At 62.5% G+C, this 12,957-nt stretch carries 11 protein-coding genes; 3 read left to right on the top strand and 8 right to left on the bottom strand.

Going from position 1 to position 12,957, the window contains the following annotated elements:
• Positions 1-23: 23 nt before the first annotated feature.
• The 6 genes from NKH98_RS02635 to NKH98_RS02660 form a co-directional block, all read right to left on the bottom strand.
• Positions 24-182 (bottom strand): DUF3309 family protein, encoded by a 159-nt coding sequence (locus NKH98_RS02635; RefSeq protein WP_023678456.1) that lies wholly within the window; start codon positions 180-182, stop codon positions 24-26.
• Positions 183-280: 98 nt separating this feature from the next.
• Positions 281-3,457 (bottom strand): efflux RND transporter permease subunit, encoded by a 3,177-nt coding sequence (locus tag NKH98_RS02640; RefSeq protein ID WP_352476140.1) that lies wholly within the window; start codon positions 3,455-3,457, stop codon positions 281-283.
• Positions 3,458-3,459: 2 nt separating this feature from the next.
• A complete protein-coding gene (locus NKH98_RS02645) occupies positions 3,460-4,671 on the bottom strand; it encodes an efflux RND transporter periplasmic adaptor subunit (RefSeq protein WP_352896506.1) in 1,212 nt (403 codons plus the stop codon).
• Positions 4,672-5,056: 385 nt separating this feature from the next.
• Positions 5,057-6,187 carry a patatin-like phospholipase family protein gene (locus tag NKH98_RS02650; RefSeq protein WP_352896785.1) on the bottom strand — a complete coding sequence of 377 codons (1,131 nt, stop codon included), beginning with the start codon at positions 6,185-6,187 and terminating at the stop codon, positions 5,057-5,059.
• A 26-nt stretch (positions 6,188-6,213) separates the two neighbouring features.
• Positions 6,214-6,996 (bottom strand): 3-hydroxybutyrate dehydrogenase, encoded by a 783-nt coding sequence (locus NKH98_RS02655; protein ID WP_352896509.1) that lies wholly within the window; start codon positions 6,994-6,996, stop codon positions 6,214-6,216.
• A 199-nt stretch (positions 6,997-7,195) separates the two neighbouring features.
• On the bottom strand, positions 7,196-8,284 hold the full coding sequence (locus tag NKH98_RS02660) for a citrate synthase/methylcitrate synthase (RefSeq protein WP_352896511.1): 1,089 nt from the start codon (positions 8,282-8,284) through the stop codon (positions 7,196-7,198).
• A 92-nt stretch (positions 8,285-8,376) separates the two neighbouring features.
• Between NKH98_RS02660 and NKH98_RS02665 the strand changes: the two genes are divergently transcribed.
• Complete coding sequence (locus NKH98_RS02665) at positions 8,377-9,525, top strand: citrate/2-methylcitrate synthase (protein WP_352880757.1); 1,149 nt, start codon at positions 8,377-8,379, stop codon at positions 9,523-9,525.
• Between the two features lie 42 nt (positions 9,526-9,567).
• Here NKH98_RS02665 and NKH98_RS02670 read toward each other — a convergent pair whose 3' ends face one another.
• Positions 9,568-10,221, bottom strand: coding sequence for a TetR/AcrR family transcriptional regulator (locus NKH98_RS02670; RefSeq protein ID WP_352687233.1), 654 nt, complete (start codon positions 10,219-10,221; stop codon positions 9,568-9,570).
• Positions 10,222-10,322: 101 nt separating this feature from the next.
• Here NKH98_RS02670 and NKH98_RS02675 point away from each other — a divergent pair, with 101 nt between their 5' ends.
• Complete coding sequence (locus NKH98_RS02675; protein ID WP_352896515.1) at positions 10,323-10,769, top strand: hypothetical protein; 447 nt, start codon at positions 10,323-10,325, stop codon at positions 10,767-10,769.
• Positions 10,770-10,878: 109 nt separating this feature from the next.
• Here the strand turns inward: NKH98_RS02675 and phaR are convergent, their stop codons facing one another.
• Entirely contained in the window at positions 10,879-11,487 is a 609-nt protein-coding gene (gene phaR, locus NKH98_RS02680) for a polyhydroxyalkanoate synthesis repressor PhaR (RefSeq protein ID WP_254816501.1), read from the bottom strand.
• Between the two features lie 278 nt (positions 11,488-11,765).
• Here phaR and NKH98_RS02685 point away from each other — a divergent pair, with 278 nt between their 5' ends.
• Positions 11,766-12,950: an acetyl-CoA C-acetyltransferase gene (locus NKH98_RS02685; protein WP_254816500.1), complete on the top strand. Its 1,185-nt coding sequence runs from the start codon at positions 11,766-11,768 to the stop codon at positions 12,948-12,950.
• The last annotated feature ends 7 nt before the right edge of the window (positions 12,951-12,957 follow it).

Below are 12,957 nucleotides of genomic sequence, written 5' to 3' on the forward strand. Positions count from 1 at the left end.
CTTGTCCGGACCAATGATTGCGCTCAGATCCGGCCCATCAACAGCAGCACCAAGACAACGATCAGGATGACGCCGACGATGCCCGATGGGCCGTAACCCCAGGACCGAGAATGCGGCCACGCCGGAACCGCGCCGATCAGGATAAGAATAAGAATAATGATGAGAATGGTGCTGATCGTCATCAGAAAATCCTCGCTTTGAGGTTGCAATGACGAAACAATGCAGAAGGCCGCCCATTGTTCCCGGGCGGCCTTTGCTTGATCAGGGCAGCAATCGGACTCTATTCGGCGGCCTTCGGGAAGGCGATCGCCGGCTCGGCGCCCAGATCGGCGTCCAGGCCTTTCGACGGGATGTCGGCCTTGCGACGCCCCAACAGGCTACTGAACCAGCCACGGCGCGCACCGGGTTTGACCTTGGCGCGCGTGAACACCATCAGCATCGACGGCGTCACCACCAGCGTCAGCACGGTGGCGAAGGACAGCCCGAAGACGATAGCCGAAGACAGCGAAATCCACCATTGCGTCGACGGCGCGTTGATCGTCGTCTCGTGGTGGAAGATTTCGAGGCCGAGGCCGAAAGCGATCGGCAGCACGCCGAGGATCGCCGACACTGCCGTCAGCACCACCGGGCGGGCACGTTCGCGGCAGGTCTGCAGAACGGCTTCGTATTTGTCCCAGCCCTCTTCGCGCAACCGGTCATAGGTGTCGATCAGCACGATGTTGTTGTTCACCACTACGCCGGCCAGCGCAATGACACCGATGCCCGACATGACGATGCCAAATGCCTCTCCCGTCAGCAGCAGCCCCAGGAACACGCCGATCGTCGCCATGACCACGCAGGACAGCACCAGCCAGACGCTGGTGAACTTGTTGAACTGCGCCAGAAGCACGATGAAGATCAGGAAGATCGCCGCACCGAAGGCTTTGCTGAGGAAGGCACCAGCCTCCGCACTGTCCTCATTCGAACCGGCAAGCTTCCAGCGAATGCCGCTGCCGAGGTTCATGTCGGCGACAGCTTTGGTGACCTCCTGCTGGACGGCAGCCACCTGGGCGCCGGCAGCGACGTTGGCCTGGACGACCACCGTGCGCGCGCCGTCGATGCGGTTGAGGATACCGACCGTCGGCTCCGGCTTGCGCACGACGAAGTTCGAGATCGGCACCGAGCCTTGCGCGGTCTGCACCCTGAGTTCGTCGAGCGTCGACAGCGTGCGCCGATCCTCGGGCAGGCGCAGCCTGATGTCCACCGCATCGTCGGCGCCGGCGGGCCGGTACTCGCTGAGCTTCAGCCCGTTGGTCACCAATTGCACGACCGTCCCGACCGCGGTCGGACTGATGCCGTACTGCGCCGCCTTTGCGCGATCGACCTCGAGCGCCCAGTCGACCCCGGGCGGCGCCAGACCATCGGAAATATCGATGACGCCGGGCACCTTGGCAATGCGCGCGGCGACGGCGCGGGCCTTGTCGTCAAGGCCCTTCGGATCGACGGCCGAAAGCCTGATCTGGATCGGCTTGCCGGTGGGCGGGCCGGCTTCCGGCACGCGAACCTCGACGTCGACACCGGGAATGCCGGCCATCACGCCGCGCAGTTCGTCCAGAATTGAGTTCGCCGATTTGCGCTCGCGCCAGTCGACGAATTCGTACTGGATCACGCCGACCACGTCTTCCGGAACGTCCTGGCCGCCGCCCTGCGTCTTGCCTACACGCGTATAGACGGACTTCACGCCCGGCCAACCGAGCAGCCGATTTTCTGCCGTCTTGGTGGCCGCATCCATTTCGGCAAGCGAAAGATTGCCGCGGGCGTGGACATAGAGCAGGCCGTAGTCAGGTTCGACATTCGGGAAGAATTCGACGCCGGCGCCAAATTTCGAATAGGCGTAGCCGACGCCGAACAACAGCGCCACAGTGAGGACAAGCACGGTGATGGGATAGTGCACCGCCTGCTTGACCACGGCCATGTACCAGCCGTCGCGATTGTCGTCGGGGTGATGGGCCGGCGCCTTGGCAAATATCGCGCCCAGCGTCGGCGCGAAAACCAGCGCATAGAGCATCGAGGCCGAGAGCGTCACGATCAGCGTGATCGGCATATATTTCATGAAGTCGCCGATGATGCCCGGCCAGAACAACAGCGGCGAGAAGGCGGCAATGCGCGTCATCGTAGCCGCGATGACCGGGCCGGCCATGCGCTTGGCGGCAAGCGCGAACGCCTCTTGCTTCGGCATGCCCTCGCTCATGCGACGCTCGGCGAATTCTGTGACGATGATGGCGTCGTCGACCAGCATGCCGACCGCCAGGATGAGGCTGAACAGCACGATCATGTTGATCGTGTAGCCCATCATTGCCAGCAACAGGATGCCGATCAGGAAGGATGAGGGGATGGCCAATCCGATCAGCAGCGAGGCACGGCCGGACAGCGCGTAGAGGATAACGATGAACACCAGGATGACGGCGATCATGACGTGGTTCTGCAGGTCGCCGAGCAACTGGTTCACGAAAACAGACTTGTCTTGCGTGTAGGTGACGTGCATGCCCTCCGGCATCGTCTTGATGAAGGCGTCGGACACCTCCCTGACCTTGCCAATCGTATCGATCAGGTTGGAGCCGATGCGCTTCTTCACCTCGATGGCAATCGCCGGCTTGCCGTCGAGGCGGGTAACCGTCTCGGCGTCCTTGAAGGTCGAGCGGATGGTGGCGATATCCTTGGCCTGCACCACGGCATTGGGGCCGGCGACGACCGGAAGCGCCGCCACATCCTCTGGCGTCTCGATAAGCGACGGCACCTTGACTGCGTATTTGCCCTCGGACCCTTCGATATTGCCGGCGGCGACAAGACTGTTGGAAGCGCCGACCGCACCGATCAACTGGTCGAGCTGCAGCCCGTAGGAAGACAGCTTCATCGGATCGATGACCACTTCGACTAGGTCGTCGCGCGCACCCTGCAGCGAGCCCTCGAGCACGCCAGGCACTTCCTCGATGCGGTCGCGCAACTCGCGCGCCGCCGCCGTCAGCACGCGCTCGGGCACCTCGCCCGACAGCGTCACGACCAGGACGGGGAACTCGGAGATGTTGACCTCTGAGACCACGGGCTCCTCGGCCGCTTGCGGCAGGTCGGCCTTGCCGTCCTGCACCTTGCTGCGCGTGTCCTGCAGCGCGGTGGCGAGATCCGTCTGTGGCTGGAATTCGACCAGCACATAGCCGCCGCCCTGGAAGGCGGCCGAGCGCATCTCCTTGAGGCCCTTGAGGCTCTTCAGCTTGGCTTCCATCGGCCGCAGCAGGAGGCGCTCGGAATCTTCCGGCGAGATGCCCTGGTAGATCAGGCTGACATACATCATCGGAATCGGAACGTCCGGTTCCGCTTCCTTCGGCGTCGACTGGTAAGCAACCGCACCGGCAAGGATGAGAAAGACCAGGACCGAAATGGTCAGCCGGGCATTGCTGATTGCAAGTTTGACGATGTCCATGATTACTGCGTCCCGGTCGTCGCTTCGCCCAACAGCTTTTGGATGGTCGCCTGGTCCGCTTCGACCGGCCTGACCACTTCGCCTTCCTTCACCAGCTCCTGGCCGGCGACGATGATGCGGGCGTCGGCCGGAATGCCGCCGAGCACCAGGCCGGTCGGCGTGTCGTCGACCAGGTCGATCGGGAAGAACACGACCTTGTCGTCCTTGTCGACGGCGCGGATGCCGAGGTCGCCCTTGTCGCCGAGCGTCACCACCGAGCGCGGCAGCATGACGGCGTCGGTCGGCTGGGCGCTGAGCGCGATTTCGGCCGTCATGCCGGCCGGTACCGAACCATCTGCATTCGGGATGGCGACTTCGACCCGGAAGGTACGGGTTGCCGATGATGCATCCCGGCTGATGTAGCGCACGATACCCTCGACGTTCTGGCCGCTGACCAGACGCACATTCGCCTTGTCACCGATCTTCAGATAGCCGAGATCGCGTTCGCTGACCTCGCCGCGCGCAATCACCGGGTCGAGGCTGAGAATAGTAGCCACCTCGCCGCCCTGCATCACGGAACTGCCAAGCTCCACCGGCACCCGGTCGATAACTCCGTCGAAGGGCGCCTTCACCTCGTTGCGGTCGAGTTCGGCTTGCGCTGCGTCCAGTTGCGACTTGGCCAGCGTCAGGTTGGAGCGGGCTGTATCGAGCTGCAACTTGGGCAGATTGCCGGTTTTCATCAGCCGCAGGGCAGCAGCCAGCTCTGCCTCACGCTGCACGACAAGCTGCTTGGCATTGTCGACCGCCGAGATTTTTTCCTCGGCGGCAAGCATCAGGATCAGGTCGCCGGTCTTGACGTGCTGACCCTGCTTGACCGGCAGCTTGTCGATGACGCCGGCGACGCGTGTCGCCAGGACGGCGCGCTTGTCGGCTTCGGTCAGTCCGGAAATGCGGATAGCGCGTGCATAGGTGCGCCGCGGCGGGGTTATGACCGCGACCGTGCGTAACGGCGCCTTGGGCTGTTCCGCCTCGGCAGTCCCCGGCTTGGCAGCCCCCTGTTCGCCAGTTTGGGGCTTGCCTGCGTCGGCTGTCTTGGGCTGCTCGACCTCTCCTGCCTTGGGCTTGTTGTCGGCGGACGCGCTGCCGACGGACGAGAACTCGCCTGTCACCATCCAGCCGGCGAAACCGATGAGCACAACAATGGCAGCAAGCTTGTGAAACCTGAATTTCGGCATCGTTATTTTTCCAGTGCGCGGGGTTCGGCCAAGCCGCATCTTCTACTTGGGGCGCGTCGCCGATATGGGTGCGCGCGAGGCCGTATTCAAATTGCCGTGATCGGCGAAGCGCGCTTCTACCTCAAAGTTGCGGCGCAATATAGTCAGAAAAGTTGATGGATTGTTGCTTTGTCGGCAAAGATGCGGCTGCAGCATCGGCTGTTGATCGCCAAAACAGCGGTATGGCAGCAAGTGTCAGGATGATTGGACAGATTGCGATGTCATCTGCTTTGCGGAGGAGCGAGAGCAATTCCAGCAAAAGTGTGAAACGGTTTCCGTCCGGAATTGCGTCAAAACAAAAACAAAAAGATAGAGCGGTTCGGCGTTTCCGAAACGATGAACCGTTCTAGGCCGGACGGCGGGCGGCCTCGGGCTGCTTCCGCGCCGCAAGAAACTCCTTGACCCGGCGGCCCGGTGCGGGCCCGCGTACCGGCTTCAGGCCGTCATCGAGCTCGCCGGACAGATCGATCGTCGGCCGCTTGCCGACGGCGTCGTAATTTTCTTCCAGCCAGTCACTGGCCGCGGTGCGGCCGAGGTCGCGCAGATAGGCAAGGAACGCCCATTCGGCATTGACCTTGGACGATGCCGACAAATCCTTGAACGCTTCGTCGGCATCGATGCGGTGCATGCGTATGTCGCGATATTCGCCGTGCGGCAGTCGGCCGGCGGCGATCAATTCCTTGACGAAGGCGATCGAACGGAATTCGCGCAACAGCCCGGCATTGAAGGTAATCTCGTCGATGCGATTCTGGATTTCATTGGCGCTCTTCGGCGTCCCCTCGCGGACCACCGGATTGATCTGAACCAAAAGCACGTCCTCGGTGGCCGCCGTCTTGAAGAACGGGAACAGTGCCGGGTTGCCGCCATAACCGCCATCCCAATAGGGCACGCCCTTGATCTCGACGGCACGGAACAATTGCGGCAAGCAGGCCGACGCCATCACCGTGTCGAGGTCGATCTCGCCGTCCGAGAAGACCCGCAACTGGCCGGTCTCGACATTGGTAGCGGAAATGAACAGTTCAATCGACTTGCAGGCGCGCACATTGTCGAAATCGATCTCACGTTCGACTACGTCGCGCAGCGGATTGATGGCGAGCGGATTGGCGACATAGGGCGAAAATACCCGCGACATCGTATCGAACAGGAAATAGCCGGGCGTGTTCTCGATCGACCAATTGCCCCAGGCGACGTCCCAAGGCATGCGCTGCACCGGGCTGAAGCGGCCCTTTGCCGCCACCGCACGCCAGAAATCGTCGAGCTTACGCCGCGCGCCCTCGACGCCGCCGCGGACAAAGCCGTCGGCCAGCGCCACGGCATTCATGGCGCCGGCGCTGGTGCCCGAAACCGCCTTTATGTCGAGGCGCCCGTCCTCGAGCAGCCTATCAAGCACGCCCCAGGAAAACGCCCCGTGCGAACCGCCGCCTTGCAGCGCGATGTTGATCTTCTTTGGCTCTTCCGCCTTGCCGTTTTTCGGCATGGCGTGGCCCTTGACCGCTGGAAGGCTCACTGAGCGGTCCAGCCGCCATCGACAGAGATGTGCGTGCCGTTGATCTGCGCCGCCGCATCCGAGCATAGGAACACTGCCGCCGCCGCAACCTGCTCGACGGTAACGAACTCCTTGGTCGGCTGCTTTTCGAGCATGACCTCGCGGACCACCGTCTCGCGGTCCATCTTGTTGGCCTTCATCTGGTCGGGGATCTGCGCCTCGACCAGCGGCGTCAGCACATAGCCCGGACAAATGGCATTGCAGGTGATCTTGTCGCGCGCCAGCTCCAGGGCGACAGTCTTGGTCAAGCCCATAATGCCATGCTTGGCCGAGACATAGGCCGACTTGAACGGCGACGCGACCAAGCCGTGGGCCGAGGCGACGTTGACGATCCGGCCGCCACCGGCCTGTTTCATCAACGGAATGGCGGCCGCGATGGTATGGAAGGCCGATGACAGGTTGATGGCGATGATCGCATCCCACTTTTCGATCGGGAAGCTTTCCACCGGCGCCACATGCTGGATGCCGGCATTGTTGATCAGGATGTCGACCGAGCCGAATGCCTCGGCTGCCATCGCCACCAAAGCCCGGCACTCGGCCGGCTTGGACATGTCGGCTTTGACATAGGCGGTCTTCACCTTGTGGTGCTTCGCGATCGCGTCTGCGATGGCGTGGTCGTCTGCGGTATCGGAAAAGGAATTGACGACGAGGTTGCAGCCTTCGGCCGCGAGCGCGTGGGCAATGGCCAGGCCGATGCCCGAGGTAGAACCCGTGACTATGGCGGTTTTTCTGGTAGTCAAGGCTGGCTATTCCTTTGAAGTGGGTTCCCGCGGAACCATGTTGCACTGCAGCATATAGGTTCTCTGCCATCCAAGAACAGCGGATGTGTGGAGCAATGACATGAAATTTTTGTCATGAGGACCTCTCTTATCTCGACGAGAGAGGTGTCCAGCACCGGCTATTGCGACCGGCTTCCGCAAGTATGCGAGGGAAAAATCCTCAAGCGACGAGGTCTGGGACCGGCCCGATATAGCGCGACTGCGGCCGGATCAGCCGTCCGCTCGTCTGCTGCTCGCGCGCATGGGCAATCCAGCCGGCGACGCGCCCGGCAGCAAAGACATTGGTGAACGCCTCTTTCGGAAAGCCCGCCGCCTCCAGCAGAAGTGCTGTGAAGAACTCGACATTGGTCTGGAGCGAGCGCGACGGCTTGGCGATGCGAAGCACTTCGAGCGCCGCTTGCTCCACGCTCTCGGCAAACGCCAGCCGGTGGCCGGCTTCGCCCTTGGCGCCGAGTTGCCGCACCACCGCTTTCAGCACGTCGGCACGCGGATCGCGCACGCGGTAGATGCGATGCCCGAAGCCCATGATGCGCCGGCCGCGCCCGATCTCGTCACGCAGCCAGCCGGCGGCGTCGCCATGCGCCTCGATCGCATCCAGCATCTCGATCACCGGACCTGGGGCGCCGCCATGCAGCGGCCCCTTGAGCGCTCCGAGCCCGGCCAGCACCGCCGAAGTAAGCCCGGCCTGCGTCGAAGCGACCACGCGCGCGGCGAAGGTCGATGCGTTGAGGCCATGGTCGCAAACCGTCACGAGATAGGCATCGAGTGCCTTCGCCAACTTCGGCGAGGCCGCAATGCCGGTCAGCATCCGCAGCATGTCGGCGGCATGATCGGCCTTGCTATCAGGCGCAATCGGGCTTTCGCCGCGCTGCAAGCGCAGCAAGGCCGGCGTCAGCACGGCAGGTGCCGCAACCAGCCGCAGCGCGTCCGGCAATTTGCGGCCGTCCGGCAGCAGCGCAATGCCGGCGCGCATCGCGCTGTAGATATCGAGGGATGCGAGAAACGGCAGCAAGGGTTCGATCTGCTCGAACACTTCGCTGCGCGCCCGACCGATCGCGTTCGCCAGTTCCTTGTCGTCGGGAAAATCGTCGAAAAAGCCGTCGAACAGCAGATGGACCACCTCGGCGTATTTCCAGCGGCCTGCCAGTTCGGGCAACGAATGGCCCCGGATGGTCAGGCGGCCGCCAAGACCGTCAACATCGGAGAGCACCGTTTCCGCCGCCACCACATCATCGAGCCCATTCGCCATTGGTTTTCTCCTTGACCCTTTCCGCGCGGTAGATAAGGGTTGGCGACTCGATCATCAATCTTGATCAACAGAATCAACATGACAGGACTGACATGACAGAGTGGCTGACGCGGGACGAAGCCCTGGAGCGTCTCAAGGTGCGCGCCCAGACGCTCTATGCCTATGTCAGCCGCGGGCGCATCGGCATGCGGCCGGATGGGGCGGATCCACGCCGTAGCCAGTATCGCGCCGACGACATCGCGGCGCTGGCGAGCCGCCGGGCGCGCGGCCGAAATCCCCAGGCCATCGCCGAAAGTGCAATTGCCTGGGGTGAGCCGGCGATAGCCACCACGATCTCGACCGTTTTGCACGGCCGCCTCGTCTATCGCGGCCAGGATGCGGTTGCACTCTGCGAGGCTGCCACGCTGGAGCAGACGGCAAACCTGCTTTGGGCGTCTGACGCACCAGTGTCGTTCGTGTCGGCGAGCCGCCATGGCAACGGCGCAACTGGCCGGCCGGCCGCCTTCGCGGAATTGGCCGCGTTGGCGGCCACCGGCCGGCCTTCGCTCGGCCGCCGATCAGCTTCGCTCAACCACGATGCGGCCGGCGCCATCGCCGCCCTGGCCCAGGCGCTCGGCGCGATTCCCGGAACCGGTGCCGTGCACGAAAGGCTGGCGCGGGGATGGTCGCTCGATGCGGCCGGTGCAGACTTGATCCGCCGCTCGCTCGTACTGTTGGCCGATCACGAATTGAACGCATCGACCTTCGCCGCGCGGGTCGCCGCGTCCACCGGCGCACCTGTTTCGGCCTGCCTGCTTGCCGGCCTCGCCACGCTCTCCGGTCCGCGCCATGGCGCCGCCGCGGAGGCCGTCATGCTACTGGGCGAGGATGCGCAGAGATTGGGGCCGGATGCGGCCGTCGGACGCTGGCTCGGTCACGACATGCCACTGCCCGGATTTGGCCATCCGCTTTATCCCGAAGGCGATCCGCGCGCCGAACCTTTGCTGGCCGTTATCGATGTCGATGATGGCCTGCTGCGGCTTTGCGATGCGGCCTTTGCGGCAACGGGCATGCGCCCGAACGTCGATTTCGCCTTGGCTGCGCTGACGCGCAGCCTCCGCTTGCCGTCCGATGCGCCGTTCCGTCTGTTTGCGCTCGGCCGCAGCGTCGGCTGGGCCGCGCATGCCGTGGAGCAGGTGACAAGCAACGGCCTGATCCGGCCCCGCGCCCGCTACCAGGGACCGCTGCCGGAGTTCCATTAGCTGGCGGCGCAATCCCGGGCCTTTTTTTGGGTGCTGGCGAATTTAAGCTTTAGATGGAATGGTCATACGGCTCATGAAAAGTCGGAGAGCCCGCTGCGCGGCCAGGGCTGGCGGCTCGGACGGATGCCATTCCCGGAAATGACCATCGAGCGCCATGCGTGCCAACCCATACACGAGTGCACGCGCGGCAAGCACAAGATGATCAAAGTCGGTGTCGGGAGCAAGCCGACCGTGTTGTTGCGCTTGCGTCAGCAAGTCGATCATCCTCCGCCGAATAGCCTCATTCTGATGACGAAGGCTGTCCGACGCTTCAAAATCAATTAGGGTTCTGGAACTGATGATCTGGAAATGCGTGGGGTTGGTAATTGCCCATTCCAGATAGCCTTGTCCGATTGCTTCGAAAGCCTCAATAGGATCTGCGCTGCCGATTTTCGCCTGCGCCTTGGCAACAGCCTCTGTCAGCCGATCCATGGCCTGTTCGGCGACCGCGGTTAGCAACGCTGTTTTCGATCGAAAATGCCGGAATGGTGCGCCGGGTGAAACGCCGGCACGTTTTGCGGCTTCGCGTACGGAGACATGCTCGGCTCCCCGTTCCTCGATGATCTCCACGGTTGCCGTGATCAAGGCCTCGACGAGATTGCCGTGATGATATCGCTTGGCATGTCCGGCTTCGTCGGAATCAGTAGTCTTGGTCATCTCAGCCAAATAGCACGAGAGCGGAATGTAAACACTGATTATTTCCCTTGCGTTCGAGCGCTGCGTATGTAATCAATGTTTACATCGCAACGGAGGTTACCATGTTTCGCATCACCGCAACGACTGCCCTCGCTCTCTCCTTATTGTCGCTCGTGTCTGCCGAGGCCGAGGATCGGCCCACCCTGGAAATCGCCTGGCCGGCCGCAGGTTCAGTTGTCGAACTGGGCAATGCCCCTGAGAAGGCGATAGGCGTCGTCGTCAGGAGCAACTTCAGGCTGCTCCCTGCGGGTGAGTGTGGGGAAATCAGCCAATGCGGCCACGTGCATATGAAGATCGATCCCGACGGAGACACCTGCAACATCCCCGGCAAGCCGTACAACAGCATGAACAGCGACTTTGGCGGTGACCTTATCAAGGCCCGTTTCGGCCATTGCCCGAATGCCGCCGGCAGACACGTAATCGGCGTGCTTCTTGCCGATGATCATCACCGGCCCATTCTAGTAGACGGCAAACCTGTTACCGCTCTGGTGACGGTGACCACGAAATAGAGCATGCCACGAAGCATAGCATGGATGACATCTCCGCCTTTCGAGACGAAGATGTTTTATCACATGGTCTGCTGAAGGAAGTTTCGGCCGGCACTTCGCCAGCCGGCAGTCAGGACATCGTGTCGAGCTTGCGCTGCATCGCGGCGATCTGCTCCTTCAGTTCCTGAAGGTCGTCGGGTTTTTCCGGTGTTTCCTTCCTGGCCGGTTCGGCCGGCGCTGCTGCCGGCGCAGAGCCCGCAGGCGGGAACGGTGTGAACAGCCGCATGGCGTTCTGGAACATTTCCATGTTGCGCCGCGTCTGCTCCTCCAGCACCTTGATCGGCGTGGCGATCTTCATCATGTCCATCGGGGACTTGCCGAGCGCATCTTTCATCTGTTCGCGAAAGCGTTCCTGCTCCTTAGAGAAGGCCAGCATCGACTGCTCGAGAAAGCTCGGCACGATCATCTGCATCTGGTCGCCGTAATAGGCGATGAGCTGACGCAGGAACGGGATCGGCAGCATGTTCTGCCCGTCCTTGTTCTCCAGCTCGAAGATGATCTGGGTCAGCACCGGATGCGTGATGTCGTCACCGGTCTTGGCGTCCTGGACAGTAAAGTCCTCGCCTTTTTTGACCATTTCAGCGAGATCCTCGAGCGTCACATAGGTGCTGGTGCCCGTATTGTAGAGACGGCGATTGGCATATTTCTTGATAACAATAGGTTCGTCTTTTGCGGCCATCTGCATCCTCCCCGGACACCGGGCAGCTTAAGTAAGCCGCCGGTAACGATTGCGCCTTTTTAAAGGATATGCGCAAAAGCGTCATGAATCCAAGCAGTTTGTGCAGTGCGGGAACATTTTATGCTGCGCAGCACGGACGGGCCGCCGTTGCAGCGACGGGCGGCATGCTTGCGGCAGTGGGACGCCATGCCCATTTCGGGTTTGACTCGAGTTGTGGAAAGGGCAAGAAAAGTCCCCGACGGCACCCGAAATCGTTCCCCGAAAGCCTGGAGAAGAACATGTCCGCTTCCAACGCCATCGTTGTCGCCAGTGCAGCGCGCACGCCTGTCGGCTCCTTCAACGGCGCCTTCGCCAACACGCCAGCCCATGAATTGGGTGCGGTCGCCGTCAGGGAAGCGCTTGTCCGTGCCGGCGTCGAGGGCAAGGAGGTGGACGAGGTCATTCTCGGCCAGATCCTGACCGCGGCCCAAGGGCAGAACCCGGCGCGGCAGGCGGCTATGGCCGCCGGCGTGCCGCAGGAGGCTACCTCCTGGGGCCTGAACCAGCTCTGCGGCTCGGGCTTGCGCGCCATCGCGCTCGGCATGCAGCAGATCGCCCAGGGCGACGCGAGGATCATCGTTGCCGGCGGCCAGGAATCGATGTCGATGGCTCCGCATGCGCAACATCTGCGCGGTGGCGTCAAGATGGGCGACTTCAAGCTGATCGACACCATGATCAAGGACGGCCTGACCGATGCCTTCTACGGCTATCATATGGGCAACACCGCGGAGAACGTCGCTCGCCAGTTCCAGATCACCCGCGACGACCAGGACCAGTTCGCACTGGCTTCCCAGAACAAGGCCGAGGCCGCGCAGAAAGCCGGAAAATTCAAGGACGAGATCGTTGCCTTCACAGTCAAGGGCAGGAAGGGCGACACCGTCGTCGACCAGGATGAATACATCCGCCACGGCGCGACAATCGATGCCATGACCAAACTCAAGCCGGCCTTCGACAAGGAAGGCACGGTGACAGCAGCCAATGCCTCCGGCATCAACGACGGCGCCGCAGCCGTGGTGCTGATGACCGAAGCGGAAGCCGCAAGGCGCGGCATCACACCTCTGGTGCGTATCGTTTCCTGGGCGACCGCCGGCGTCGACCCGCAAATCATGGGGACGGGACCGATCCCCTCCTCGCGCAAGGCGCTGGCCAAGGCCGGCTGGTCGGTCGGCGACCTCGATCTGGTCGAAGCCAACGAGGCCTTCGCTGCGCAGGCCTGCGCCGTCAACAAGGACATGGGCTGGGACCCGGCGATCGTCAACGTCAATGGCGGCGCCATCGCCATCGGCCATCCGGTCGGCGCCTCGGGCGCCCGCATTTTCAACACGCTGGTCTACGAGATGCGCCGCAGAAGTGCCAAGAAAGGTCTTGCCACGCTGTGCATCGGCGGCGGTATGGGCGTTGCCATGTGCGTGGAAGCATTGTGATGAGATA

It is taken from the genome of Mesorhizobium sp. M0833 (genome assembly GCF_040319905.1).
In the GTDB taxonomy this organism is placed as follows: Bacteria; Pseudomonadota; Alphaproteobacteria; order Rhizobiales; family Rhizobiaceae; genus Mesorhizobium.